Consider the following 25,936-nt stretch of genomic DNA (forward strand, 5'->3'; position numbering starts at 1 on the left):
ACAAACCGGTAAAGGGCTGACAAAGAACCCCGACCGGCAGACGATCAACAGTTCGACGCTGCTAGCCTCGCCTCCGCAGGGTATGGGATACGCGGAGGTGGGGCTTCAGTGTCTTTCGACGAGCCGGACGGCTACCGGGACGACCTGGGCCGGACGCGTGACGACGGATCGCGGTATCCGGCTTCGGGGTCGCCTGACTCCGAGTACGGCGACGACGATGATTACGACGATTCCGATCCCGGCGACGAACCGACCGCGCCGCTGCCGACCCGCGGGCGGCCGGTCGTGCCGCCGGAACCGCCGTCGGAGTGGCGCAAGCGGGGTTCGCGGGTCTGGCGTTTCACCCGCACGCTGCTGATCACGGTGCTGGTCCTGGTCGGGCTGGCGGCGGTCGGGAACGTGCTGATCAACCGCTACCCGCGCATCAGCAAGCACACGTATACGTACACGAACGTGCAGCGGATGCTGATAGCCGTGGACGGCAACGGCTCGATCAACGTCACCGGCTCGGACACCGATCAGGTGACCATCAAGGCGACCGACCGGGCGACCCTGCTGGACCCGGTGGAGCGCCAGATCATCAGCGCCGGCGGCTATCTGCTGGTGAGCGTGCACTGCCCGAACAGCGAGTGCTCCTCGAAGTACACCATCCAGGTCCCGCGCTCGATGTCGGTCGAGGCGATGATGGACCACTCCAGCGACCAGGCGGACATCAGCGCCACCGGACTGGACGCGGCGGTGCAGCTGTTCACCGGGCGCGGCAACGTCACGGTGAACCATCTGGCCACCACCTCCGACGTGAGCGTGACGGCCAACGGCCAGGTCGTGGCGAACGACGTGAGCGCGGCGAACCTGGACGTCTTCGCCCCGATCGGGGACAAGATCGACCTGCAGGTGAGCGGCGACATCTCGAACATCCAGAACATCCGCGTCACGGCCGGGCAGCCGGCCGAGGTGACGCTGAAGGTGCCGGCCGGCGGGTACCGGTTCGCGTGCGTGCCCGCCGGGCACTGCACCGGCGCCAACGGGGACATCACGCAGGATGAGGCGAGTCCGGTGCACGAGGATCAGACGTCGACGCACAACATCCAGGTGAACGTGGTACAGAACACTGCGAAGATCCAGGCGAACTGAGTTCGCTGCTCAGAACGTCAAGGCGCGCCTCCCGGCTACTGGCGGGAGGCGCGCTGGTTTCTTCGGGTGCTGACAGGTCGGGCAGTGGGCGCTACCGCTTCCCGTTCCTGTCGCCACCCCTGCCGAGCACACGCTTCGCGTCGGAGAGGTACTGCAGAACGCGTCCGATCAGGAACGCCGCATATACACCGCCGAAAATGATCAACACTTCCATGGGATCCTCACCTCCCACCGGGTCAGGCGGCGAGCCAGAGTCCGTCGGCGCCCGGGTCCGCCGGCGGCGTCCACGGGCACTGGGGGCAGCGCGAGGGCCAGCAGCGAGCGCACTCGCCGAGGTCCGGGTCCGCGCCGTCGGGCGTCGTCGCCCGCCGGGCGGCCAGATACGCCGCCCAACTGGCCTGCTGGGTCCGCTCCTGATCGGCGACCCAGGGTTGCACCATCGCAGCACCGAAACACAGGGTGCAGGTGAGCCGGGCCTTCCCGATCCGGCCCTGCACACACCGCGGGCAGTCCTCAAGGCCCGCGGATGGGGATTGGTCACGGGGCGTGGGGGTAGATGTCTCCACGAGGTCTCTCCACCGTTCTCTTCGAGTGATATCGGCTGGGGGCCTTTCTTCGCCGGGTCGACGCCGCACTACGTCGGCCCGGCTTTCGTTGGTCCAGGCGGGTGGCTCTTTCACAGAACCCTGTCGCGTACCCCTGTCGTAGTTGTACGATGCTCCTCGTTCAGAACCGTGTCAATTGCCAGCGGCACTTTCTGAATGAATCTGCAACAGGCACCTGCATGGTGTAGATGCCCACAGAACTTGCGTACGGAACATGACGGACGGGCAAGGAGGCCCAGGTGCGAGCCAATCAGCGGAACCAGCCCGTGACCGGAATCAACGTCCTGCGCTGGGAACTCGGCAGCGAGCTGCGCACCCTCCGCCTCGCCGCGGGCAAGAGCATCGCCGACGCGGCCCGGCACCTGGAGTGCTCAGACGCGAAGATAAGCCGCATGGAGAACGGCCAGCGCGGCGCCGTGGCACGAGACGTGCGAGACCTGTGCAAACTGTACGGAGTGCCAGCTCAGAGGCGGGATCAGCTGATCTCGCTGAGCCGGGAGGCTGTCGACGCCGACAAGGGAACGACCCCCATCCCGGCCAAGTACTCGACCTTCATCGCGCTCGAGTCCCAGGCTCGGAGCCTTCGCAACTACGAGATGACCTTTGTCCCGGGACTGCTTCAGACAGAGCGGTACGCCTGGGAGACGATCACGCGCAACGGGGACAGCCGTGATGAGGCCGACGTCGAAAGACTGGTCCAGATCCGTATGGACCGACAGAAAAGGATCTGGAACGACAGCTCGCTCAAAGCCCACTTCGTCATCGATGAGAACGTGCTCTGGCGTCCGGCGGGGGTCGATGGGAGGACCCGTGCCATCCGCGAGGAACAGATCGACCGTCTCATCCGCGCGACGGGCCTGGATCATGTGACCCTTCAGGTGATCCCTTACGTGGCGGGCTTCTACCAGGGCATGGAGGGCGCCACCATCCATCTCCTGAATCTCGATGACGGTCCCAAGACCGGGAGCGCCTGCTACATCGAAGGCGTGTTCCGCGAGCTGTTCGTGCGCGGCCACGGCGAGATCGCCGACATCGGCGCGAAATTCGCCGCCATGGCCGACACGGCACTGAGCGCGCTGGACACCCGAAAATTTCTGATGCGTCTGCTCAAGGGGAATTACGAACACTGGTCCTCCGCGCGGCCACAGGGGTCGTCCGGCTTAGGGAAGGTAGCAATGTCATGATCGGAAACGACGGCCTGCAATGGCGCAAGGCCGCCGCGAGCAGCGGGAACGGGTCCTGCGTGGAGTTAGCTCCCGGCCTCGCTGGTTCTGTCTATATGCGGGACTCGAAGGATCCTCAAGGACCTGTACTGACTTTCACCCGTAAGGAGATCGCTGCGTTCTTGGAGGGAGCCCGGGGCGGAGAGTTCGACGATCTGGCTTGATCGGCGGCGTTGGTGACAAGAGATGTCCACCGACGCCTTTTGACGTGTGTCCACCCGCAGCCGACCCGGTCCAAGGTGCAGACGAGCGCTCCTTGCCCACAAGGCTGCGGGGCGTTCGCATGATGTCGTGAACTGATGCCCGACTTGCCGCTCCACCTCGGCAAAGTCTTGGTAACGCGGTACTTGCGAAGATTGCCCCCTCTACCGGCGGGTAAGGGTAAGTCCTGGTACGGCGCGTTTATCGGGAGGGAGCCGCCATGGAGATTGATCGAAGTAAGGCACGGTGGACCAAGGCCACCGCGTCGAGTGGCAACGGCGCCTGCGTCGAAGCCGCCAGCGTCAAAGAGGACGAGATCCTCGTCCGCAACAGCCGGGATCCTGAAGGTCCCAAACTGGCCTTCACCAAGGCCGAATGGGTCGCCTTCCTGGCTGGTGTGAAGGCCGGGGAGTTCGACGCGATCGTCTAAAACCGTCGCGGTTGCGGCCATTCCGGCGTCGGGTGTCCTCGCGGGTGCGTAGCATCGAGCGCGTGTCATCCGAGAAGCCGCTGGTCTCCGAGTCCGCGTCCGCCGCCACTGATGCCGGTGGGCGTGGTCTGCCGACTGCTCATGCCTTTCAGGTGGATCTGCGGGGGATCGTTGATCTGCTGTCGCATCATCTTTATTCGAGTCCGCGGGTGTTCGTGCGGGAGCTGCTGCAGAACGCGGTGGATGCGATCACCGCTCGGCGGGCGGTTGACGGGGGTGCTCCCGGGGTGGTGCGGATCATCGCCGACGGGGCGCAGGTGCAGGTCCGGGACAGTGGGATCGGGCTCACTGAGGACGAGGTGCACCGGTTTCTGGCCACGATCGGGCGCAGTTCGAAGCGGGGCGGGGCGGGTGCCGACGGGTTCGGCGGCGGGGTCGGGGGCGGGTTCGGCGGCGGGTTCGGCGACGCCGAGAGCGTGCTGGAGCTCGGGCGGAGCGACTTCCTGGGACGCTTCGGTATCGGTTTGCTCGCGTGCTTCGTGGTGGCCGACGAGATCTCCGTGGTGACGAAGTCCGCCGTGGACGCGGAGGCGCCGGCGGTCGAGTGGCGCGGTGCGTCTGACGGCCATTACGACATCAGAATCCTGGCTCCCGAAGAGACTCCCGCGCAGCCCGGTACGACCGTCACCCTGAAGCCCAGCCGCGGTAAGGAATTCTGGTTCCAGGCGCCGCGTGTCGTGGAGCTCGCCCGTGACTTCGGCAGCCTTCTGCCTTACGAGACCGTCCTCGAGGACGAAGCCGGCTACACCTACCGCATCACCGAGACGCCGCCGGTCTGGGACCGCGAATACCCCTCCCCGGGCACCCGCTTCGAAGCGCTGGCCGCCTACTGCCAGGACACCCTCGGCTTCGCGCCGCTGGACATCATCGAGCTCAACATCCCGCTGCTGGGGATCAAAGGCGCCGCCTACATCCTCCCCACCGCGGCCACCGCCGCCACCGCGTCGGAGCAGGGCGGCCACCGCGTCCACATCAAGGGCATGCTGCTCACCGACCAGGCGCGCGGTCTGCTGCCGGACTGGGCCTTCTTCGTACGCTGCGTCATCGACACCGACGCGCTGCGTCCCACGGCCTCGCGCGAAGCCCTGTACGAGGACGACCGGCTGGCCGCCGTCCGCGAAGCCCTCGGCAACCGCGTCCGCGACTGGCTCGCCGGCCTCGCCGCGACCGACCCGCCGCGCCTCAACCGCCTCCTGGCGGTCCACTACCTCGGCGTCAAAGCCCTGGCTCGCTTCGACGACGACCTGTTCGCCCTCACCCTTCCGTGGCTCCCCTTCGAGACCACGTCCGGCCGTCTGCCGCTGACCGCCTTCGCCGACCAGCACCGCGTCATCCACCTGACGGCCGGCGACGAGGAGTTCCAGCAGGTCTCGCAGATCGCCGCGGCGGTCGGGCTCGGCGTGGTCAACGGCGGCTACACCTACGACGCCGACCTGGTCCGCAAGCTCCCGCGCGCGCTGCCCGGCGTCACCGTCCTGGACCTGGATCCCGAGACGATCGCCGCGCACCTGGACACCGTGGACTCCGTCGAGGAGCTCGCCGCCGGTCCGCTGCTGGCCACCGCCCGCCGGGTCCTGGACGTCCAGGACTGCGACGTGGCCCTGCGCGCCTACCACCCGGTCACCATCCCCGCGCTGCTCCTCGACGGCCGCGACGCCCGGCACGAGCGGGCCCGCGCGGACGCCGAGAGCGAGGCCTTGGCCGACGGCGACGACCTGTGGGCCGGTATCCTCGGCGCGCTGCGGACGGTCGGGCCGCGGGCACGCCTGGTCCTGAACCATCGCAGCCCACTGATCCAAGGCCTGATCGAGCTGGAGGACGCCGAACTGGCCGCCACCGGCATCGAGGCCGTCTACGGCCAGGCACTCCTGCTGTCCAAGCGGCCGATCCGCTCCAGCGAGTCGGCCCTGCTCAACCGGGCCTTCCTGGGGCTGCTCGGCTACGCGGTCGGACAACGGCAGGAGCCTGAGACCGAGGAAGAGGACTGAGTCCGCCCGATGTCGAGCACGCACATGCCCAGCACCAGCGAGCCCGCCTTCCACCAGATGACCTGGACCCCCGAGGACCTGCGCGCGGCCCTGGAGGCGAACGAGAACGAGCCGCCGGGCCGAGCCCGATCGGTCCGCGCCGAGACGCTGTTGGCCGCCGCCGACAAGCTCGGCGACCCCGAGACCCAGATCTGCGCCCTGCACACCGTCATCGAAGCCTACGAGCGCGGCGGGGAGAGCTTCCGCTCGCCGGTGCTCTTCTCCCGCCTCCTGCGCCTGTGGGACCGCCACGGCAAGACCCTGCGCGACGCGAGCCGTCTGGAATACGAGACGCACTGGGTCTTCAAGTGGATGACCTCCGACCTGCTCTCGGTCCCCGAGGTCCCGCTGGCGACGGTCACCGGCTTCGTCGATGAGATGGAGCGCCGCTACCGCCTGGCTGGATACGGCATGCGGGCCGTCCACGCGCAGCGCTTCCGCATAGCGGAGCACCTGGGCGACACCGCGCAGGCCGAGGTGCACTTCGGACGCTGGCTGTCGGCCGATCGCGACCTGATGAGCGACTGCCGCGCCTGCGAGCACCTGACGCAGGGCGTGTGGCGGGCGGAGAACGGCGACGACCTCGCCGCGATGCGGCTGTGGCGGCCGACCGTCGAGAACGAGATCTCGTGTCTGGACGAGCCCGCCAGCACTCTTGCCGCGTCCCTGAAGCCACTGCTGCGTCTGCGCCGCTACGACGAAGCACGCTCGAATCACCTGCGTGGCTACCGCTTGCTGCGCGGACACGTCGAGCTGCGCACCGCCTTCGGACGCCACATCGAGTTCTGCGTGCTGTCTGGAAACGGCGAACGCGCCCTGGAGATCCTCGCCGAGAACCGCCGCCTGTTCGACCCGCCCTACGAGCCGCTGGACTACCTCGAGTTCCTGTCCTGCGTCGCGTTGCTGCTGCGCAGCCGGGTCGACGCCGGATCGACCGCGATCGTCGCCGGACCCGAGGGACGGGACTGGCCGGTCGCGGAGTTGCTGGCGCGCGTGCGATCGGAGATCGACGACCTCTCCGGACGCTTCGACCGCCGCAACGGCACCAAGGTCGTGAGCGCGCGCGTCGCCGCCACGATGGACCAGACGTGGCTGGTCGCGGAGCTGCCGCTGATCGTCTCGCAGCGACCGCGACCCCAGCAGTTCCAGAAGCCGGAGCAGGCGCAGCAGCCCGGCCAGGCGCACGAGCCGGATCAGGCGCCGCTGGCTGCCGTGCCCGCCCAGCGCGAACCCGTCGCCGAGCCGCCCGACCCGGACGCGGACACCGACTTCTACGACCTTCTCGCCGAGGCGCGCCGGCTGTTCAACGTCGCGCACCCCAGCGCGATGAAGATGTGGGAACGCGTCGCGATCGCGGCCGATCGCCGAGGCATCGTGCTGGACCTTGAGGCGCAGGCCCAACTCGCCGAGGAACGCGCCGCCGAAGCGCTCGACCGCGAGGACATGGACCGGGCCGTCACGCTGCTCGGCGAGGCTGTCGAGCGCTACAAGGCAGGTGGGCTGGAAGGGCGCGCGGTCGCGGTGCAGGCGCGCAGGCTGCTGGCCGAGGCGTTGCAGAAGAAGACCTACGAGCCCATTCCGGAGCAGGCACTCGCCGCGCTCTACGCGACAGCTCGAGTCCTGCAAGCACGCGGACTGGCCGAGCCGGAGGACATCCTCACCGTCCGCCGCGCGCAGGCCTTCGAAGCGCGCAGGACGACCGAGGTCGGCGCCGACACCGACACCGGCACCGGCACCGACCGCGACCGCGAATCAGCCTTCGACCACTTCGCAGCAAGCGTCGAAGCGCTCCTCGCCGATGCCATCGAGTTCGACGTCCCGGCCCGCGCCGCCGCCGCGCACACCATGCGCGCCGAGATCGCCCAGCGGCGCGGTCGGCCGGAGGAATCGGTCCCGGAGCTGCTGGCGGCCATAGCGCTGTACGACCGCGCCGGGCGTCCGTGGGCGAATCTGCACCCGAACATGCTCCTCGCGCAGGCGTACCTCGCCTCCGACCGCGACGCAGACGCCGAGCGCGCCGGGCTGGCCGCCCTGGACATCGCCGAACGCTGGCCCGAGCAGCGGTTCCCGGCCGGATACACCCGCCAGGTGCTGGCCAACGCGACCGGCGGGCAGGGCCGCTACACCGACAGCGCCGAGCACGCGCTGCATGCCGTCGGCTGGGCCGACCGGCACGGCGTCCCGGACCTGGCCGCGAGCGCGCGCCACAGCCTGGCGTTCGCCTACGAGCAGCTCGGCCGCGACGCCGACGCCGCCGCGATCCTGGAATCCGCGCTGCCGGAGATGATCCGGCACTTGGACGACCCGACGGTCGTCAACGCCCGCTGGGCCCTGGCCCGCTGCCTCGGCCGTCTGGAGGACTACCGGGGCGCCGCCGAGCAGTACCTGCTGGCCGCGTCGATCGCCGAGCACTTCCCGCAGCAGGGCGGCCACGCGATGCTCGCGGCGTCCGCCGGACACGCGCTGCGCGCCGCCGGGCTCGCCGACGAGGCGCGCCGGGCGTTCGACCGCGCCGTGATCCTGCTGCGCGCGCTGCCGGACCCGATCAACCTCGCCAAGACCCTCAGGGCCCTGGCCTGGGTGACCTTCGGCGAGTCGGAGGAGACCGCGCACGACATCGAGCGCGAGGACGTCCTGGACCAGGTGCTGCTCCTGTTCGCGGAGGCGGCGCAGGTCCTGGAGACCGCCGAGGCCTCCGGCGCCTATGAGCGCGACGCCCAGGTCATCGCCTACGAACTGGCCGAGACCGACGACCAGCTGGCCCGCCTGCACCTGAACGCGGACCTGTCCGACAAGGCGATGCCGTACGCCGAGCGCGCGGCCGCCGGGTTCCGCGCGCTGCTCCCGCACAGCGCGATGGACTACGACTTCTCCGAGCAGATGGTCGCCTGGCTGCTGGACCGGTACGGCAGCCGCGACGCGGCGGTGGAGCGGCTGCGCGAGGCGATCGCCGCGTGCACCGAGGCCGGGGTCGAGGCGGTACGGTGCGTGGCGTTCCTGGAGCAGCTCGGGGACTGAAGCCCTTCGGCGTGCAACGATCCGGCCGCGGCCGGTCCTCTTCAGCGACATGAACCACGACGCGAGGGGGACGGATGCGGGGTGAGAAGCGTGACCGGGACCGTGACAGAGACCGTGATGGGAACGACAGACGCGGAATCGAGGAAGCCGAGTTCCGCGAGTACATGGTCAGCCGGTGGGGTGGTCTGGTCCGGTTCGCCTACGGTCTGACCGGCGACCGCGGCCACGCCGAGGACCTGGCACAGACCGCGCTGGCGAAGGCGTACGCGTCCTGGTCCAGAGTGCGGCGTGCGGACGACCCGGACGCCTACGTCCGCAGGATCCTGATCAACGCCAACCACCGCCGCTTCCGCAAACGCCGGGTCGACGAGCACGCCGGTCCCGGCGCCGCGGCGCGCGAGCCTGTCGTCACCGACGGCACCGCCGCGTTCGACCAGCGCGAGGCACTGGTCGCCGCGCTCATGGAGCTGCCGCCGAAACAGCGCGCGGTGGTCGTGCTCCGCTACTGGGACGGCCTGACGGAGACCCAGGCCGCCACGGTGCTCGGCTGCTCGGTCGGCACCGTGAAGAGCCAGGCCTCGCGCGCCCTGGCCAAGCTCCGCACCAGCACACAGCTTCAGGACGGGAAGGTGATCTCGTGAACGACGCATATGGCGGACCGGACACCGACGGCGAGGCCCAAGACGGCGAGGGACTGTTCGCCGACCTGGGCCACTTCGAGACCGGCGCCATCCCGGTGGACGCGACGGTGCGACAGGGCCGGGCGATCCGCACGCGGCGCCGGGTGATCGGCAGCGGGATGCTGGCGATCGCGGCGGCGCTGTCGATCGGCGTTCCGGTGGCGATCGCCGGCGGCGGGAGTTCCGCCGCCGGCGCGGCGAGCGGCCCGGACGGCGTGTACGCAGCCGTCAGCAGCGGGCCCCGTATCACGGTGAACCCGACGCCGCTCGTCCACGGCAAAGGGCAGTTCTCCGGCGCGGTCGACGGCAAGAAGTGGAGCATCGGCTTCGACAACAAGAACTGCTACGACATCTTGTGGGCCTGTGGTTCCCAGACTCTGGACCCGAGCACCAAGTACGGCACACTCGGCGTCAACGCGACCGTCGGGAACACCGACGACTACACCCTGTTCACGCAGCGGGACGTGGCGAGCGTCACGGTGGTTCTGCAGGACGGCGAAGTCCTGCACCTGGAGACGGTCCCGGTCAACGGCACGCCCGTGGTGCTCTTCGCGCTGCCGCCCGGCCTCGGGGTGAGCAAGATCGTGCTCTTCGACGGCAACGGCGCTCAGCTCGGCTTCTCGGCACCGTTCACGATCAAGGGGTCCTTCAGCGCTCAAGGCCGGTGGTACAAGCCCGGTGAGACGCCGCCGCCGGCAGCGGGCCCGGTCGAATTGGCGCGCGGCACGATGGGCGGCGACCAGATTGTCATGACCGCGTACACCGGCCCGTCGGGACCGTGCATCGTGTCTGTGCTGGGGAGCACCTCGAACGCTGACTGCATCCACACCGGAACGATCACCGGGTCCTCGATCGACAGGAACGGCGGAGTCGGAGAAGCGGCCTCGGGCCTCGTCGCCCCGAACATCGCCCGCCTGCAGCTCGACTTCGCCGACGGCACCAACGTTCCGGTCCCCGTCAAGAGCCTGGGCGGCTACCGCTTCTTCGCCTACATCGTCCCGTCCGGGAAGCAATCGACCGGCGTCACCGCGTTCGACGCCGCCGGCAAAGCCCTCCCCGTCCAGACGAACACCCAGTACAACGCCGGATGACGTGTACCGAACCGAAATGGCCATCCCCGGCCACGACGCGGTAAACTCTTGCCGCAAGAGCCCCTGTCGCCGCTTGCGACCAGGGGCTTCGGTCGTTCTCTACAAGACGCGTCGCCCTAGAGGGACCTACTTGGCAGCTAGTAGGCGCTAAGCGTTGGAAAGGCATCTCCATGCCCGCTCTCGTGCTCGTCGGCGCCCAGTGGGGCGACGAAGGCAAGGGTAAGGCCACGGACCTGCTCGGCGGCTCGGTCGACTACGTCGTCCGCTATCAGGGCGGCAACAACGCCGGCCACACGGTCGTCATCGGCGACCAGAAGTACGCCCTTCACCTGCTGCCCTCCGGCATCCTCTCGCCGGGCTGCGTGCCGGTGATCGGCAACGGCGTGGTCATCGACCCGGCCGTGCTGTTCGCCGAGCTCGACGGGCTCGACCAGCGCGGGGTGGACACCTCGCGGCTGCTGATCTCGGCCAACGCGCACCTGATCACGCCCTACCACCGGACCATGGACAAGGTCAGCGAGCGGTTCCTGGGCAAGAACAAGATCGGGACCACCGGCCGGGGCATCGGCCCGACCTACGCGGACAAGATCAACCGGATCGGGGTCCGGGTCCAGGACCTGTTCGACCCCTCGATCCTGCTGCAGAAGGTCGAGGGCGCGCTGCGCGACCGCAACCAGATGCTGGTCAAGGTGTACAACCGGCGCGCGCTGAGCGCCGAGGCGGTGGTCGAGGAGTACCTGGGCTACGCCGAGCGGCTGCGCCCGATGGTCGCCGACACCTCCCTGGTGGTGAACAAGGCGCTGGACGAGGGCAAGGTCGTGCTGCTGGAGGGCGGCCAGGGCACGCTGCTGGACGTGGACCACGGGACCTATCCCTTCGTCACCTCCTCGAACCCGACCACCGGGGGGGCGTGCACCGGCGCCGGCATCGGCCCGACACGCGTCACCCGGAGCATCGGCATCCTGAAGGCGTACGCGACCCGCGTCGGCGCCGGCCCGTTCCCGACCGAGCTGTTCGACGAGAACGGCGAGGCGCTGCGCCGCATCGGCCACGAGTACGGCGTCACCACCGGCCGGGACCGGCGCTGCGGCTGGTTCGACGCGCCGGTCGCGCGTTACGCCTCCCGGGTGAACGGCCTGACCGACTTCTTCCTCACCAAGCTCGACGTGCTGACCGGCTTCGAGCGGATCCCGGTCTGCGTGGCCTACGACGTGGACGGCGTCCGGCACGACGAGATCCCGATGACCCAGACCGACTTCCACCACGCGACGCCGATCTACGAGGAGTTCCCGGGCTGGACCGAGGACATCTCGGGCTGCAAGTCCTTCGAGGACCTGCCGGAGAACGCGCAGTCCTATGTGAAGGCGCTGGAGAAGATGTCGGGCGCGCCGATCTCGGCGATCGGCGTCGGCCCGGAGCGCAACGCCACGATCCAGCTGCGCTCGTTCCTGTAGGACGTGCTCGTTGGCAGTTCTGTAAGGGCCTTCGGACGATTCCTTGACATGTTGCGGCCTCCCGAGCGGGAGGCCGCACGATGTACGTTCTGGTTATGACTGAGATCTCCTCCGACGACCTGAAGGCAGCTGGCGCGCAGGTCTTCGCCGACGACCGCGCCCATGTGTTCCACTCCTGGTCGGCGCAGGGGGCGATCACTCCGCTCCCGATCGCCGGCGCGGAGGGCTCCTACTTCTGGGACTACGAAGGCAACCGCTACCTGGACTTCTCGTCCCAGTTGGTGAACACCAACATCGGCCACCAGCACCCCAAGGTGGTCGCGGCGATCCAGGAGCAGGCCGGCAAGCTGTGCACGATCGCGCCGTCGTTCGCCAACGACGTCCGCGGCGAGGCCGCGCGGCTGATCGCCGAGCTGGCGCCGGGCGACCTGAACTACGTGTTCTTCACCAACGGCGGCGCCGAGGCCGTCGAGAACGCGGTCCGCATGGCGCGGCTGCACACCGGCCGCACCAAGGTGCTGTCCACCTACCGCAGCTACCACGGCTCCACCTCGACGGCCATCTCCCTCACCGGCGACCCGCGCCGCTGGGCCAACGACGCCGTCGGCCAGTCCACCGGCGGCGCCGTGCACTTCTTCGGCCCGCACCTGTACCGCTCGCACTTCCACGCCACGACCGAGGCCGAGGAGTGCGAGCGCGCGCTGCTGCACCTGGAGCAGACCATCCAGTACGAGGGCCCGGCGACGGTCGCGGCGATCATCCTGGAGACCATCGTGGGCACGGCCGGCGTGCTGATGCCGCCGGCGGGTTACCTCGCGGGCGTGCGCGCGCTGTGCGACAAGTACGGGATCGTCTACATCGCCGACGAGGTGATGGCCGGCTTCGCGCGCTCCGGCGCCTGGTTCGCGGTCGACCACTGGGGCGTCACCCCGGACCTGATCACCTTCGCCAAGGGCTCCAACTCCGGCTACGTCCCGGTCGGCGGTGTGATCATCTCCGAGAAGATCCGCGAGACCTTCAAGGACCGCGTGTACCCCGGCGGCCTGACCTACTCCGGGCACCCGCTGGCGTGCGCGTCCATCGTCGCGACGATCAACGCGATGAAGGAGGAGGGCGTCATCGAGAACGCGGCACGGCTCGGCGAGGAGGTCTTCGGTCCGGCGCTGCGCGAGATCGCCGCGAAGCACGCGAGCGTCGGCGAGGTGCGCGGCGTCGGCGCGTTCTGGGCGCTGGACCTGGTCCGCTCCAAGGAGACGCGCGAGATGCTCGTGCCCTACAACGCCTCCGGCGCGGACGCGGCGCCGATGAACGAGCTCGCGGCGGCGATGAAGGCGCGCGGCGTGTGGCCGTTCGTCAACTTCAACCGGTTGCACGTGGTGCCGCCGTGCACCATCTCGGAAGCGGACGCGCGCAAGGGTCTGGCGGCATTGGACGAAGCGCTGGACGTCGTGGACGTGTACGCGAACTGACAGCTACTTCACCAGGTAAGACTCGCCTGTTCGCGTCCTGAGCTGGATCAAGGAGCGGACACCACTAAAGTTGCCACATGAGCCACGAGGTGGTGTTCCTCCCCCACATCCTGGGCCAGACGTGGGCCCAGGCCCTGGCCGCCGCGCGGACCGCGGCTCGCGAGGAGGACCCGAGGATAGTGGCCGCGCGCCTGGAACCGTGGCCCGACCTCGTGCTCCACGCCGCGCAGATCCTCGGCCAGATCGAGGAGTTCCGCGGACGCGGGCAGCGTGAGTTGGTGCATCCGGTGACCCGTCTGCGGTTCACATTCTTCGGCGAGGACGGCGTCATCGCGCTGCCGTATTGGTACGACGGTCCGGTGGCGCGCATGGCGGCGACGATGGCGTTCCGCTTCGCGCACGCGGTGGAGTCCGACACCGGACTGGCCGCGTACGACCCGCAGCTGCGCACGCCGTTGTCCGAGATGGGGCTGGAGAAGTTCGTCGCCGGTTACTTGCGCGGCCGCGAGCGGGCACTCGGGCAGGCGCAGGCGCGCGGTCCGGTGCCCGTTGGGCACGCGCTGCCGGCTGGGCGCAGCGCGACGCGGCGGGAGTTGGCTGCCGGGCCTTCGGCGGGGCGTGGTGCGGGGTTTGATGGTGGCGGTTCTGGCGGCCCTGGCGCTCCCGGCGCTTCTGGCGGTGCTGGTGCGCGGCAGGGTGCGGATTCGAGCCGACCGCCGAGGGAGGTCGCGCGCTCGCCGCGTGAGCCGAAGGCGGCGCCTCGACAGAACACTGATGTACGCCCCGGACCCGATGCGAGCCGCCCGACCGATCCGGCGCGGTTGCGTCCGGCCGGGCCGGTGCGAGGCGCGGACGCCGCCGGCAGGGAAGCGCAGGCGAGGCCGCGCCCGAACTCGGACCAACGGCAGCCGGCGAATCCGGTGCGGCGGGAGAACAAGGACGCGCGCCAGGCAGCCGACTCGGGCCCGATAGCCGGGTCGGGGGGATGGCTTCGCCGAGGGAAGCCGGCGCGCGGCGAGCAAGTACCCAGGACCGGAGGAGTTGCCGAGCCGCGCAAGGCGCCTCGGCGCGGCGAGCCTTTAGACGCGGATCCGTCGCAGCGGTCCCGAGGTCCGCGCGAGCCGAAGGCGCCTCGGCGCGGTGAGCCCATAGACGTGGACCCGTCGCAGCGGTCCCGGCGGCCGCCCGAGGCGAAGTCGCCTCGGCGCGACGAATCTGGGGAGGCGCAGCGTCCCCGGCGTGATCCGGAGCCCAGGGCGCCCCGTCGCGGCGACCGCCCCGACGCCGAGCAGGCGCAACGCTCCGGCAAGGTGGTGCCGCCGAAGAAGCTGTCGCGGCGGGAGCGCGCGGAGGCCGAGCGCGCTCAGCGGGCTCAGCAGGCGCGGCAGGCCCAGCAGGCGAAGCGTGGTCCGGTCCCGCCGCCGGAAACCGGAACCGAGTGGGTGCCGCGCCCGGGCCGTCCCGAACCGCCGGAGCCGCGCCGCGCACCGCCGCCCGAGCGAGACCGCCGACAGCCGCCGGAACCGCCGCAGCAGCAACCGAGGAGTCGGCCGTGAGCTATCGCAGTCGCAGCCGCTTGATGGCCGCAAGAGCGTATCGGCGATCATCTCTTTAGCGGATCACGGCCTAGATCGCCACGCCTACCTTCGAACGCATGCTCTCGTCAGAATCCCGGCGTCGTCGCCTGCCCACATTCGGCGGCCTCGCCCTCGCTGCGGTGTCAGCGGGAAGCCTCGTCGGCCTTCCCGCTGCCGCCCACGCCGCGAGCCCCGCAACCGTGGCGCCGGCCGGCGCGGCGTCTGCCAACGCGGCGCCGACCAACGGGCCGATCGCTTATACGCTGTCGAACCCGACGGCGGGCTTCCTGTGGCACACCGTGAACCCCGACGGCTCGCACGACGCTGTGGTCCCGGTCGGCGACGCCGGTGCGTACGACGGCCGAGGACCGGGATCGGGGACCAACGACTGGGTCAACCCCGCGGGCAACGCGGTGTACTCGCCAGACGGTTCGCGGGTGCTGTTCGAGGGTCCCGACGGCTGCGACTACGTGGCGGACGCTGACGGCACCGGCGCTGTCGCCCTCACGACCGTCCCCGCTCCCGAACTGGGCTGCACCAGGCTGACCTCGAACTCCGATGTGCCGGAGCTTTCGCCGCCGATACCGGTCGCCAGCGCGCGAGGCTTTGTCTGGTCGGCTGACGGCAGGAGCATCTACTACGACGCCGCGGGCTCGATCGGCAGGATCTCCGCGGACGGCAGGACGCAGACCAAGCTCGCGGTCACCGTGCCGAACGGCTACAAGCTGCTGTCGGTGGCGCCCAACGGGGCAATGGCGTTCACCGACTCGTCGGCCACGGCCCACATATGGATCCTCGACCCCGGTGCCACTGCCCTTCGCGACCTCACGACAGGTCGCGACGCCCACTACTCGCCGACGACGGGCCGGCTTCTCGTGCTCGACCAGGTTTTCCCCCCCAGCGGCCAGTCCGCGCTCACGATCTTCGCAGTGGACACCGTGAACGGGTCCCGTACCCAGGTCACGGATCCGACCATCGAGTTCGTCCAGTCGTTCACCTGGTCGCCGGACGGTACCCAGGTCGCGTATTCGGGCGAGAGCCCCAACGGGGCGGACCGGAGCTCCACAGGCGTCTTCACTCGCAGCCTTGGCGGTGGTCCGCGTAAGGCTGTCGTTCTGAACCCCGGCGTCATTTGGGTCACCGGCTGGCACAACGGCCCGATCGCACCCGCGCGCGCCGCGGACCGCATCGGCGGCGCGGACCGCATCGCGACCGCCGTGGACGCTTCGCAGTGGTCGTACATGAACCACGGTGCCGGAGGCCGCCAGGCTTCGGTCGCCGTGATCAGCCGCTCCGACCAGTTCGCGGACGCCCTCGGCGGCAGCGCGCTGGCGGCCCAGAAGGGCGGGCCGCTGCTGCTGACCGCGACGTCCGGACTGGACCCGCGCGTGCGCGAGGAGCTGAAGCGGGTGCTGGCGCCGGGTTCGGTCGTCTACGTCCTCGGCGGCGACGCGGCGCTGAGCCCGGCGGTCGAGCAGCAGATCAAGGCGCTGGGCTTCACCACGCGGCGGCTGGCCGGCACCGACCGCTTCGCGACCTCCGTGCTGACCGCGCAGCAGGTCTCGGCGCACCCGCACACCGTCATGGTGGCGACCGGGGTGCAGTACCCCGACGCGCTCACCGCCGGCGCGGCTGCCGCGCAGGACCCGAACGGCGGCGTGGTCGTGCTGTCCGATGACAAGACGCTGCCGGCCTCGGTCAAGTCCTACCTGTCGGGCGTGAACCCCGCTGCCACCAAGGTGTACGGAGTCGGCGGACAGGGCGTCGCCGCGCTGAAGGGTTCCTTTCCGCAATGGACCGGCAAGGTCACGCCGCTCAGCGGCGCGGACCGCTACGCCACCGCGGCCGCGGTCGCCTCGAGCCCGCTGTTCGCCGCGAACGGCCCTGTCGGCCGCATCGGCCTGGCGACCGGCGGCGGCTGGGCGGACGCACTGTCGGGCGGCGCGCTCATCGCCACCCAGCATGGTCCCCTGCTCCTGACGAACCCGGGGTCGGAGTATCTGCCGCCTTCGGAACTCTCGCTGGTGAAGGCGCTGGCTCCGCATCTGTCAGGCGCCGTGGCCTTCGGTGGACCGCAGGCGCTCGGCAGCGTGGCGACGAACACCTTCGTCAGCGCTCTGGGCGGCGCCAACCACTTCTTCACCTATTCGAACCGCCAGAGTCCCGAACTGGGCGGAGCGCGCTAGCGTCCCGCATTAAGCTCGCGGGGTGATCTCGCGTTCTGAATTCCAGCTGGTCCTGCTCCGCCGGATGGCTGATTACCAGCCGGGTCTGGTGGAGCAGGCTCGGCAGGGCTTGGGGTTCTCCATCACCGAGATGCGCGAAGTGAACGCGTGGTGGCAACGCTATCTGCGCGCGCGCTCCGCGCCCCGTGGGCCGGAACGCTTTAGAGCGGTACTCGGGCCGGCGGACAGCGAGCAGGATCTGCGGACCGGCGACCTGGTCAGCCGGCTGTACCACTGGACGCTGCCGGTGTGGCCGGAGCTGCGTTTCGAGATCGTGGTCGGTCCCGGTGGGCAGGTCTGGCAGGAGTGGCTGGTGCGGGCGCCTGGGGCGGAGCCGCCTGTTGCTCCGGCGGATCAAACGCTAGAGCCGTGGCAATACGTGGTCGGGGATCTGGAGCGCATGTATCCACAGGTGCGCCATTTACCTGAGGACGCGCCTACGCGCTGGCAGAGTGAGTACGGGTACGACGACGGGCATGGCGGTGTCGTGCGGCGGCGTGCTCGGTTCTGCTACGGGCTTCTCCAAGAAGTATCGGAGCCTCTAGAGGTTCCCTAGGCGTTGAACCATCGCCAGGATCTCCTTCGTGGTGGCCCGCTGACCGATCTGCGGGAAGATCCGCTCGATCGCGTTCTCGTGGACCTCGATGCCCCGGTCGGCCATCGCGTCGATGGCGAAGGCGACGCTGTAGTTGTGCGCGTACGCCTCCCGCGCGGTGGTGTCGACGCCGCGGCTGGTGACGAGGCCGGCCAGGACGATCTGCGTGACGCCGCGGCGGCGGAGCTGGGTGTCCAGGTCGGTGCCGTGGAAGGCGCCCCACTGGTGCTTGGTGACGCGGATGTCGGTGTCCTGCGCGCCGAGTTCGTCGACGATGACGGCGAAGTCGGCGGGCATGTCCTCCTCATCCTTCTCTGCTTCACTCTCGTCGACCTCCGGCTCTTCGTCGTCCCGTCCCTTCGGGGCGTCGCCGAAGTCGGGGGAGAACGCGACGTTCACCAGGACCACCGGAAGTCCCTGGGCACGGAAGGCGTCGGCCAACTCCTTGCTGCACGCCACCACCTCCGCGCCGCTGCGGGGGACCGCCGGAGGGGCGACGATGCCGTGCTGGAGGTCGATCAGCACGAGGGCGGTCTTCGGGTCCAGCGTCGTCAGCGCCATGTCGCGGGAATCCTTATCGGCTCTGTCCGCGGTTCTCGGTGCGGAGGGACAGCGAGCGGTCGGCGAGGACCACGGCGAGCAGCAGCGCGCCGCAAGCGATCATAACGACGGCCAGCTCGTGAAGGCCGACCGTGGAAGCCCCGGTACGGAAGACGATCGCCACGGCAGCTGAGGACAGGATCGCGCCCAGGTACTGGAAGGTCCGCAGAAGCCCTGACGCGGTTCCCATACGCGCCGCATCTGCCTGACGGAACAAGGCGTTCTGGTTGGCGAGGCCGTTCATCCCCTGCGTCGCACCCGCTAGGAGACCCACGCCTATGAGGATCCATATAGCGCTCTCCCGGTTAAGCGCCAGCAATGCCGCGGACGCCGCGATCATCGACAGGGTCCCCGCGAAGAGCTTGCTGCGGATGCCATTGCGCCGCCCCGTGAACCAGGCGACAACGATCGCGGTGAGCGACGTCGGCAGGACGACGAGCCCAGCTGCGGACGCGCTGAGTCCGCGTCCCTCCTCCAGCCACTGCGTGAATCCGTAGATGAAGGAGTAGGTGAGAACGTACGTGAGCGTCTGCCGTAGATAGGTGATCAGCAGCGGGGTGTTCCCGCCGAAGACACGCATGTCTATAAAGGGCTCCCCAGAGCGAAGCTCTATACGGACGAACGCTCCAGCCATCGCAGCGGCGATCACCAGCAGATACAGATTGCCGACGCTGAGGTCCATGAGGAACACCAGCAGGCTGGTCAGCATCGCCGCGAAGAGCCCCATGCCGACCAGATCGATGCGGCTCTCGTTCTGTACAGGCGCGCTCTTAGGGAGTCTGCGCGCACCGAGCGCTATACAGACCAACGCCAAGGGGATGTTGACGGCGAACACCAGGCGCCACCCGCCGACCCCAATGAGCGCGCCACCAAGCGTCGGCCCGATGACCATCGTGCTCTGCGCAGATATGGAGAGCGCAGTAAGGATTCCGCTAGGCGTCTTCAGCCCTGTGCGCTGCGCCTCGCCCCGCACAGTGTGCATAGCCGCAGGGAACTGCGCGCTCGTCCCGAACCCCAACAACACGCGCGCCATAATCAGCACCCCGAGCGACGGCGCCACCGCCCCGATCACCCCCGCCACGCCCACCAAAGCCGCTCCGGTGAGGAACAGCGGACGCGCCCCAAACCGGTCCACAAGCCGCCCGATCACCGGCTGCCCAATAGCCGTCGCCAGATAGAGCGCGGAGACCAGCCACGCAGTCGCCGCAGGCGAGGCACCGAACGCCGCCCCGATCGGCACCAACGCGATCGCGATCATCGAGGAGTTGATCGGATTCAGCGTCGCCCCGAGCAGAAGCGGGACGGTGAGGCGATGGTTGAAGGCTGGGGTGGCGCTGCGGGAGGTCGCCGGCGTGTTGTTGGCCGAGTCCGGGGTGTCGCTGCGGGAGGCCGCGAGCGTGCTGTTGTCCGAGTCCGGGGTGTCGCCGCGGGAGGCTGCGAGCGTGCTGGTGTCCGAGCTCGGCGTGTCGCCGCGGGAGCCTGGCAGCGTGCTGTTGCCCGAGCCCGGGGTGTCGTTGCGGGAGGCCGCGAGCGTGCTGGTGTCCGGGCCCGGCGTGTCGCTGCGGGAACCCGCTGGTGTGCTGCTGCCCGAGCCCGGCGTGTCGCTTCCGGAGCCCGTCGGCGTGTCGTGGCGCGTTTCCGGCGTGTCGCTGCTCCGTGCGAGTGGAATGCGGCCGGTGGGCCTTCCTTCGGCGGTTGACGGTTCCTTATTCTCGACTCGAGGGTGGTTAGTCCCCCGGATAGGGGCGGGGGCTGTCATTCGCTGAGCCGTTCGAGCATGCCGAGCGCCGTGACCACCGTCGCGAGTTCCTCCGGCGAGAAGCGTTCCCGGAGGGCTCGTTCCAGCCATTCGTCGCGTGCGCGACGGGAGCCCCGGACTGTCTCGTCGGCGGTCGGGGTCAGCTCGATCAGCTGGCGGCGGCCGTCGTCCGGGTCTTGGCGGCGGGCGATCATGCCGCGTTCCTCCAGGACCGCGATGGTCGCGGCCATCGATTGCGGTCGGACGTGCTCGGCCTTCGCCAGGTCGCTGGTCGAGGCTGGGCCGTCGCGGTCCAGGCGGCCCAGGACGGCCAGCTGCGAGGCGGTCAGTTCGTGGACGTCGTCGACCTCGCGGAGCCGGCGGCGCAGGCGGCCGACCAGCACGCGCAGCTCGCGGGCGGCGTGCGCGGCGTCGGCGGGGTGCGCCGCGCCGGCAGGGCGCACGGCGTCGGCAGCGTGCGCCGCGTCCGCGCCGTCAACAGCGTCCTCGCCGCCCAAGGCGATCGTTCCAGGCTGAACATCCATACCTTCAGTCTAAACTGCACAGTCCAACCTGTCTATCTCCCCCGCCGGTACCCTAACGACCATGAAGGTCCTCGTCATCGGCACCGGCGGCCGCGAGCACGCCCTCGCCCGCGCCCTCAGCACCGACCCCGCCGTCACCGCGCTCTACTGCGCGCCCGGCAACCCCGGCATCGCGGAGGTCGCCGAGCTGCGCGCGGTCGACCCCCTGGACCCGGCCGCGGTGCGGGATCTGGCCGTGGAACTCGGCGCGGACCTGGTCGTGGTGGGTCCGGAGGCGCCGCTGGTCGCAGGTGTCGCGGACCCGGTGCGCGAGGCGGGGATCCCGGTGTTCGGGCCGTCGAAGGCCGCCGCGCTCCTGGAGGGGTCGAAGGCCTTCTCCAAGGAGGTCATGGCCGCCGCCGGGATTCCGACCGCGAAGTCCTACGTCTGCGAGACCGATGCCGAATACGCCAAGGCGCTCGACGAGTTCGCCGGCTTCCCCTATGTGGTGAAGGACGACGCGCTCGCCGCCGGCAAGGGCGTCGTCGTCACCGAGGATCGCGCCGCCGCCCTGGAGCACGCGCGCGCATGCGGCCGCGTGGTGATCGAGGAGTACCTCGACGGCCCGGAGGTCTCCCTGTTCGGCATCACCGACGGCACCGCAGTCGTCCCGATGATGCCCTCGCAGGACTTCAAGCGGATCGGCGACGGCGACACCGGCCTCAACACCGGCGGCATGGGCTCGTACTGCCCGCTGCCGTGGACACCGGAGGGTCTGACCGACGAGGTCGTCGCGACCGTGATCCAGCCGCTCGTCGATGAGATGCGGCGGCGCGGCACCCCCTTTGTCGGGCTCGTCTACGCCGGTCTGGCGCTGACCGCCAAGGGTCTGCGCGTCGTGGAGTTCAACGCGCGCTTCGGGGACCCCGAGACGCAGAGCGTCTTGGCGATGCTGGAATCGCCGCTGTCCGAGCTGCTCTACCCGGCCGCGACCGGCACGCTCGCCGACGCCCCTGCGCCGCGTTGGCGTGACGGCGCCTCCGTCACCGTGGTGCTGGCCGCCACGGGTTACCCGGGCACGCCGCGCAGCGATGACGTCATCACCGGGATCGACGCCGCCGAGCAGCTGGGCACCGTGGTGAACCAGGCCGGGACCAAGCAGAACGCGGAGGGCGCCGTGGTCACCTCCGGCGGTCGGGTGCTGGCGGTGACCGCTGTGGCGGACAGTCTCGGCGCCGCGCGCGGCAAGGCGTACGAGGGCGTCGCGGCCATCACTTTCGACGGCGCGCAGCACCGCACCGACATCGCGGCAGAGGCTGCCAAGACAGCCGCCTGATACGTCACGCTGAGGCACGGATCCCTTACCCCGCCATCCGAAAGTGTGTATTCAAGCCACGTCCCTAACCGCTGTGGGTGATTCGCGCTAGCCTTCGCAACAGGCTCGTAAGCGGCCTGGACGCTTGGGGGATCCATCAGCACGGTGACTGCGACGACGGCGCGGGTGAGCGCTCACAGGGCGGCCCGCGCGCTACTGCGCGTCCGCGCGTGGGTGATAGCGGCGTACGCCCTGAGCGCTGCCGCGGCATGCGCGGCTCTGATCGGACTGGCGCGCGTGCGCGGCTGGGACGGTGTCGGAGCCGGTGCGGTCGGGGCGGCTGCGGTGGTGTGCGTGCTGTGGGCACTGCCCGCGATCCGGCTGCATAGAGGCGCTTTGGCGCCGCCGAAGACTGTGCAACTGGCCGGTGAGTCGGCGCCCGAACTCGAACTGTTGGTGCGGCAGTTGGCGCTGCAACTCCAAGTGCCGACTCCTGCCGGCATCGAGCTGTCTCCCGACTGTGATGCCTGGCTGGATCCTCGTCCCGGCGGTCCGGTGCTCGTCATCGGGGCGCCTTTCCTGTGGTGGCTGCGCGTCAGCGAGTTGCGCGGGTTGCTGGCGCCGTTGGTCGCCGGGATGGCGGCGGCCGGGGACGAACGGATCGTGCGGGCGCGGGCGTTCGCCAACCGGAGTATCGGTGCGCTTCATGGTCGTCCGGGGCGGACGCCGCATGTGTTTCCTTCGTTGCGCCGACGGCTGGCGGGGTACTTCGAAGCTCGCGCGGAGGTACTGGAGCGGGTTGTCGCGTGGGAGGCAGTGGCAGCCTCGCGGATGATCGAGCCCGCCGCGCGCGCTTATGCACATGAGCAGATCAACATGGCGGCCGCCGGGTGGGACCGCGTGCTCACTCGTTTGGCGCAGCCGGCGTGGGAGTCGGGGTACTGCCCGGTCGGGCTGAACGTGGCGCTGGTCGGGGCGCTGACCTCGTTGGGGCGCCGGGACCGGATGGCCGGTTCGCTGGCGACGCGGCTGAGCGAGCGGCCGGCGTGCGACCTGCTGGAGGAGCCCGGGGACGTGGACGCGCGCGCGTCGCGGATGGCCGCGGAGCTGTTCGAGGGGCGGCGGATCGAGCGGACGGTGACGTGGGAGCGGTACGTCACGGCGGTCACGGAGCCGGAGCTGGTGCGGCGCGCGGAGTCGGTGCCGGACGAGCATCCTGTGGCGAAGCGGATACGCACCCTGATCAGCGAGGCGGGGGTGCCGGGGGCGCGGCAGGGCGGGGTGTCCGATGGTGGGACGCGGAGTGCGGTGATCCCGGCTCCGCGCGTGGGGGAAGCCGACGGGGTTCCGTCGGGCGATGTCATGGAGCCGGACATCGACGACTTCGCGGCGTATCTGGCGGTGCGGCTCGTCGAGGCGCGGCTGGCGGCGTGGGGACTGGACTGGCTGGACGGGCCGGTGCTGCGCGACCGCGCCGGCGACCCGGTGCCGATCCACGACATGGCGGCGTCGGTCGCAGACGTCGGTGATGTTTCCCGATTGTCTGATTGGCTGGCTAGAAACCTCCCCTGAGCTGCTCTGACCCGCTCTGAGACCCTTGACAACCGGATCGACCCCCACCCTCGTGTACCGGGTGTAAGGCAGGTCCGAGAAAGGGGGGTCTGATGCGCGTTACGCGGGAATCCGATCAGCACGGTTCCGAGCAGTACGGGACTGATGAAACCGGGTCCATCACCGGCGGCTCCGGCGACGAGGAGTTCGGCCGGCTGGTCGTCGCGCGCTCGCACGCCCTCCGCCGGACGGCGTATCTGATGTGCGGCGACTGGTTCGAGGCCGAGGATCTGGTCCAACAGGCGCTCATCAAGCTGCACGCCGCCTGGGGGCGGGTGCAGCGCCACGACGACCTGGACGCGTATCTGCGCAAGACCCTGCTGCGGACCTGTATCGACGAGAAACGCAGGGCCCGGTGGAGCAAGGAGCATCCGGCCTCGGACGCGATGCCGGACACCGTCGAGGCGCCGGGCGAGCCCGATCCCGAGACGCTGTCCGATCGCGACGAGCTGGTCGCCGCCCTGCGCGAGCTGCCGAGCGGCCAACGGGCCGTGCTGATACTGAGGTTCTGGGAGGACCTCAGCGTCGAGGAGACGGCGCAGTTGCTCAAGTGCACGGCGGGCACTGTGAAGAGCCAGACCTCGCGTGGGCTGGGCGCGCTGCGGGAGGCGTTCGGGGTGGACCGCGCCGGTGCCCTGTTGGCGAGGACGGAAGGGAAGGCATGACCCTGATGGATGAGGGCGCCGGGGACTGTGAGACGACCATGGGCAACGACATCAACGACATCAGCGAGACCAACGAGACCGGTACCACCAGTGCGACCGCTTCGACGGCCGCCACTTCTCTGACGGCGAACGACCCGCAGGACACCGATGCCAGCTCGGTCGAGCTGGCCTGGGCCCATGATCTCTTCGACAACACGCGCGGCGAGGCCGAACCGCCGTGGGCCGTGGACCTCGCGGTCATCACGAAGGCCGGACACCGGCGGCGGCGGTTCCGCCGGGCCCGGACCGGCGGCGGGGTGCTGGCGGTGCTCGCGGTCACCACCGCGGCGGCGGTGACGCTCGGCGCCGGGACCACGGACTACGGCAGCAGCGCGGGTCCGGCCGGCGGCTGGGGCGCGCGGCCGCTGCAGGACGTCTTCCGGTACGTGGAGGTCAACGGCGGTTCGTTTCCGGGGAACAACGGAGACCTCTACCATCACGTGCCGAAGTCGGCGGCGGTCGACGCGGCGGTGCTGGTCGGGCACCTGGATCCGGCCGGCACGCATCTGCGGGGGGAACCGGACAGGCCGGACGGCCCGAACCCGCGGATCGTCGGTGACGGCGATGCCTGGGTGAAGGGCGCGGCGAATATCGAGATGAGCTCGGATTGGTCGGCCGACGGGACCGGTCCGACGAGCGCGCAGGTCTCCTACGGGTTCTTCGACGATGTGAACACCCTCCGGACCGGCATCGCGGGGAGGCCGGTGTCCGGGCCGTGCGGTCTGAACATGGAGCTGTTCCTCGGCGTGATCGATCCGACCGGCACCACGCCGTTGCCGCAGTGGTCCGGGTGCCGGTACACCACGCTGGCGGACGGATCCCGGGTCGCCGCCGCGTCCGCCTCGGTCGGCGCGGGGACGGAGACGGTCGCCGTGCGGATATTCGGCTCCGGGAACGTGATCGGCATGCTGGGTACCAACTATCAGTGGACGGCGGCGGTCGACGGCGCGCGGCCCTCCGCCCGCGCGGTCGTGACCCCGTCGCCCTGGTCGGAGGACGGGTTCCGGGCCGCGCTGTCCGATACCGCACTGGTTCCCGTGCTCCACCCGCGGGGTCCGGTGAACGCGGACGGCAAGCTGCTGGTGCCCTCCGACATCGGGTCGGATTGGGCGTACGACCCCACCGGCGGCTCGGAGGGCACCGGGGAGTTCGTCCTGGACAACGGCTGCACCCCGGACCACAGCATCTTCGGCCTGGCGTCCGGCCGCGCCGTGGGCTACACCGGGACCCTGCCGGACGGGACCGCGGGCACCGGGTTCGAAGGCGAATACCGGCTGCCCGCCGGGACCGGCGCACGGACGATGCAGGATGCGCAGAAGTACGGTCAGGGCGGCTGCGGCGGCTTCTCCCAGGACACGGTGGCGGCGTTGCCCTCGGGGATCGGCGACAGCGCCTTCCTGCTATACCAACCGCAGCAGAGCACCGTGCGGGTGACGGTCCGGCTCGGCGACACGATCCTGCAGACCGACATCGGCCGTGCCGACCATTCGCCGCTGACCCTCACCTCGGCGGCCGACCGCACCTGGCTCCAACAGATCGCGCAGCGGATGGTCGCGCACTACACCGGGGTGGCGGGACGGGGTTGAGGCAGATCACACCGGCGCTGAGCTGCGACGGTTAGGCAGGGCGGCGGCCTCCTGGGAGAATCGGGTGTC

At 69.9% G+C, this 25,936-nt stretch carries 21 protein-coding genes; 17 read left to right on the top strand and 4 right to left on the bottom strand.

The window, feature by feature from the left end; translation table 11 throughout:
- Window positions 1-108: 108 nt before the first annotated feature.
- Complete coding sequence (locus CACI_RS01305; protein ID WP_012784510.1) at window positions 109-1,134, top strand: hypothetical protein; 1,026 nt, start codon at window positions 109-111, stop codon at window positions 1,132-1,134.
- Between the two features lie 236 nt (window positions 1,135-1,370).
- On the opposite strand, the gene CACI_RS01310 is transcribed toward CACI_RS01305, so the two are convergent.
- Window positions 1,371-1,574: a hypothetical protein gene (locus CACI_RS01310; protein WP_143765116.1), complete on the bottom strand. Its 204-nt coding sequence runs from the start codon at window positions 1,572-1,574 to the stop codon at window positions 1,371-1,373.
- A gap of 431 nt (window positions 1,575-2,005) precedes the next feature.
- Between CACI_RS01310 and CACI_RS01315 the strand changes: the two genes are divergently transcribed.
- The 12 genes from CACI_RS01315 to CACI_RS01365 all read left to right on the top strand — a co-directional run bounded on the left by CACI_RS01315 (window position 2,006) and on the right by CACI_RS01365 (window position 17,750).
- A complete protein-coding gene (locus CACI_RS01315) occupies window positions 2,006-2,923 on the top strand; it encodes a helix-turn-helix domain-containing protein (protein ID WP_049871426.1) in 918 nt (305 codons plus the stop codon).
- The gene (locus CACI_RS47395; protein ID WP_012784513.1) at window positions 2,920-3,126 is read left to right on the top strand and encodes a DUF397 domain-containing protein; all 207 of its coding nucleotides are present in this window, start codon (window positions 2,920-2,922) and stop codon (window positions 3,124-3,126) included. Before CACI_RS01315 ends, CACI_RS47395 begins: the two co-directional genes overlap by 4 nt.
- Before the next feature lie 257 nt (window positions 3,127-3,383).
- Window positions 3,384-3,593 (top strand): DUF397 domain-containing protein, encoded by a 210-nt coding sequence (locus tag CACI_RS01320; RefSeq protein WP_012784514.1) that lies wholly within the window; start codon window positions 3,384-3,386, stop codon window positions 3,591-3,593.
- A 62-nt stretch (window positions 3,594-3,655) separates the two neighbouring features.
- The gene (locus CACI_RS01325; RefSeq protein WP_012784515.1) at window positions 3,656-5,641 is read left to right on the top strand and encodes an HSP90 family protein; all 1,986 of its coding nucleotides are present in this window, start codon (window positions 3,656-3,658) and stop codon (window positions 5,639-5,641) included.
- 9 nt (window positions 5,642-5,650) lie between these two features.
- Complete coding sequence (locus CACI_RS01330; protein WP_012784516.1) at window positions 5,651-8,698, top strand: hypothetical protein; 3,048 nt, start codon at window positions 5,651-5,653, stop codon at window positions 8,696-8,698.
- Window positions 8,699-8,772: 74 nt separating this feature from the next.
- Window positions 8,773-9,339 (top strand): SigE family RNA polymerase sigma factor, encoded by a 567-nt coding sequence (locus tag CACI_RS01335; protein WP_012784517.1) that lies wholly within the window; start codon window positions 8,773-8,775, stop codon window positions 9,337-9,339.
- Complete coding sequence (locus CACI_RS01340; RefSeq protein ID WP_012784518.1) at window positions 9,336-10,469, top strand: hypothetical protein; 1,134 nt, start codon at window positions 9,336-9,338, stop codon at window positions 10,467-10,469. The genes CACI_RS01335 and CACI_RS01340 overlap by 4 nt, the downstream gene beginning before the upstream one ends.
- A 170-nt stretch (window positions 10,470-10,639) precedes the next feature.
- Window positions 10,640-11,923 (top strand): adenylosuccinate synthase, encoded by a 1,284-nt coding sequence (locus CACI_RS01345; RefSeq protein ID WP_012784519.1) that lies wholly within the window; start codon window positions 10,640-10,642, stop codon window positions 11,921-11,923.
- A gap of 95 nt (window positions 11,924-12,018) precedes the next feature.
- On the top strand, window positions 12,019-13,392 hold the full coding sequence (locus CACI_RS01350) for an aspartate aminotransferase family protein (RefSeq protein WP_041539976.1): 1,374 nt from the start codon (window positions 12,019-12,021) through the stop codon (window positions 13,390-13,392).
- 77 nt (window positions 13,393-13,469) lie between these two features.
- Window positions 13,470-14,948: a hypothetical protein gene (locus tag CACI_RS01355; RefSeq protein ID WP_012784521.1), complete on the top strand. Its 1,479-nt coding sequence runs from the start codon at window positions 13,470-13,472 to the stop codon at window positions 14,946-14,948.
- A gap of 98 nt (window positions 14,949-15,046) precedes the next feature.
- Window positions 15,047-17,155 (top strand): cell wall-binding repeat-containing protein, encoded by a 2,109-nt coding sequence (locus CACI_RS44890; RefSeq protein WP_083795468.1) that lies wholly within the window; start codon window positions 15,047-15,049, stop codon window positions 17,153-17,155.
- Window positions 17,156-17,177: 22 nt separating this feature from the next.
- Entirely contained in the window at window positions 17,178-17,750 is a 573-nt protein-coding gene (locus CACI_RS01365) for a hypothetical protein (protein ID WP_041539977.1), read from the top strand.
- Here the strand turns inward: CACI_RS01365 and CACI_RS01370 are convergent.
- The 3 genes from CACI_RS01370 to CACI_RS01380 are packed head-to-tail and all read right to left on the bottom strand — an operon-like array spanning window position 17,736 to window position 20,672.
- Window positions 17,736-18,350, bottom strand: a complete 615-nt coding sequence (locus CACI_RS01370; RefSeq protein WP_012784524.1) for an isochorismatase family protein — start codon at window positions 18,348-18,350, stop codon at window positions 17,736-17,738. The genes CACI_RS01365 and CACI_RS01370 overlap by 15 nt on opposite strands.
- A gap of 13 nt (window positions 18,351-18,363) precedes the next feature.
- Entirely contained in the window at window positions 18,364-20,148 is a 1,785-nt protein-coding gene (locus CACI_RS01375; RefSeq protein ID WP_012784525.1) for an MFS transporter, read from the bottom strand.
- Window positions 20,145-20,672 (bottom strand): MarR family winged helix-turn-helix transcriptional regulator, encoded by a 528-nt coding sequence (locus CACI_RS01380; protein WP_012784526.1) that lies wholly within the window; start codon window positions 20,670-20,672, stop codon window positions 20,145-20,147. The genes CACI_RS01375 and CACI_RS01380 overlap by 4 nt, the downstream gene beginning before the upstream one ends.
- Window positions 20,673-20,733: 61 nt before the next feature.
- On the opposite strand from CACI_RS01380, the gene purD reads away from it, so the two are divergent.
- From purD to CACI_RS48900, 4 genes are all read left to right on the top strand, one after another.
- Entirely contained in the window at window positions 20,734-21,987 is a 1,254-nt protein-coding gene (gene purD, locus CACI_RS01385; RefSeq protein WP_012784527.1) for a phosphoribosylamine--glycine ligase, read from the top strand.
- A 165-nt stretch (window positions 21,988-22,152) separates the two neighbouring features.
- The gene (locus tag CACI_RS01390; protein WP_143765117.1) at window positions 22,153-23,538 is read left to right on the top strand and encodes a M48 family metalloprotease; all 1,386 of its coding nucleotides are present in this window, start codon (window positions 22,153-22,155) and stop codon (window positions 23,536-23,538) included.
- Window positions 23,539-23,630: 92 nt separating this feature from the next.
- On the top strand, window positions 23,631-24,242 hold the full coding sequence (locus tag CACI_RS01395; RefSeq protein ID WP_012784529.1) for a SigE family RNA polymerase sigma factor: 612 nt from the start codon (window positions 23,631-23,633) through the stop codon (window positions 24,240-24,242).
- The gene (locus CACI_RS48900) at window positions 24,239-25,867 is read left to right on the top strand and encodes a hypothetical protein (protein ID WP_012784530.1); all 1,629 of its coding nucleotides are present in this window, start codon (window positions 24,239-24,241) and stop codon (window positions 25,865-25,867) included. Before CACI_RS01395 ends, CACI_RS48900 begins: the two co-directional genes overlap by 4 nt.
- Window positions 25,868-25,936 lie beyond the last annotated feature (69 nt).

The organism is Catenulispora acidiphila DSM 44928, assembly GCF_000024025.1.
GTDB classification, from domain to species: domain Bacteria; phylum Actinomycetota; class Actinomycetes; order Streptomycetales; family Catenulisporaceae; genus Catenulispora; species Catenulispora acidiphila.

What these genes read in the sequence shown, in the direction of transcription:
- CACI_RS01310 (WP_143765116.1), bottom strand. Translation starts at nt 1,574, where the DNA reads ATGGTGCAACCCTGGGTCGCCGATCAGGAGCGGACCCAGCAGGCCAGT.
- CACI_RS47395 (WP_012784513.1), top strand. Translation starts at nt 2,920, where the DNA reads ATGATCGGAAACGACGGCCTGCAATGGCGCAAGGCCGCCGCGAGCAGC.
- CACI_RS01320 (WP_012784514.1), top strand. Translation starts at nt 3,384, where the DNA reads ATGGAGATTGATCGAAGTAAGGCACGGTGGACCAAGGCCACCGCGTCG.
- CACI_RS01330 (WP_012784516.1), top strand. Translation starts at nt 5,651, where the DNA reads ATGTCGAGCACGCACATGCCCAGCACCAGCGAGCCCGCCTTCCACCAG.
- CACI_RS01335 (WP_012784517.1), top strand. Translation starts at nt 8,773, where the DNA reads ATGCGGGGTGAGAAGCGTGACCGGGACCGTGACAGAGACCGTGATGGG.
- CACI_RS01345 (WP_012784519.1), top strand. Translation starts at nt 10,640, where the DNA reads ATGCCCGCTCTCGTGCTCGTCGGCGCCCAGTGGGGCGACGAAGGCAAG.
- CACI_RS01350 (WP_041539976.1), top strand. Translation starts at nt 12,019, where the DNA reads ATGACTGAGATCTCCTCCGACGACCTGAAGGCAGCTGGCGCGCAGGTC.
- CACI_RS01355 (WP_012784521.1), top strand. Translation starts at nt 13,470, where the DNA reads ATGAGCCACGAGGTGGTGTTCCTCCCCCACATCCTGGGCCAGACGTGG.
- CACI_RS44890 (WP_083795468.1), top strand. Translation starts at nt 15,047, where the DNA reads ATGCTCTCGTCAGAATCCCGGCGTCGTCGCCTGCCCACATTCGGCGGC.
- CACI_RS01370 (WP_012784524.1), bottom strand. Translation starts at nt 18,350, where the DNA reads ATGGCGCTGACGACGCTGGACCCGAAGACCGCCCTCGTGCTGATCGAC.
- CACI_RS01375 (WP_012784525.1), bottom strand. Translation starts at nt 20,148, where the DNA reads ATGACAGCCCCCGCCCCTATCCGGGGGACTAACCACCCTCGAGTCGAG.
- CACI_RS01380 (WP_012784526.1), bottom strand. Translation starts at nt 20,672, where the DNA reads ATGGATGTTCAGCCTGGAACGATCGCCTTGGGCGGCGAGGACGCTGTT.
- purD (WP_012784527.1), top strand. Translation starts at nt 20,734, where the DNA reads ATGAAGGTCCTCGTCATCGGCACCGGCGGCCGCGAGCACGCCCTCGCC.
- CACI_RS01395 (WP_012784529.1), top strand. Translation starts at nt 23,631, where the DNA reads ATGCGCGTTACGCGGGAATCCGATCAGCACGGTTCCGAGCAGTACGGG.
- CACI_RS48900 (WP_012784530.1), top strand. Translation starts at nt 24,239, where the DNA reads ATGACCCTGATGGATGAGGGCGCCGGGGACTGTGAGACGACCATGGGC.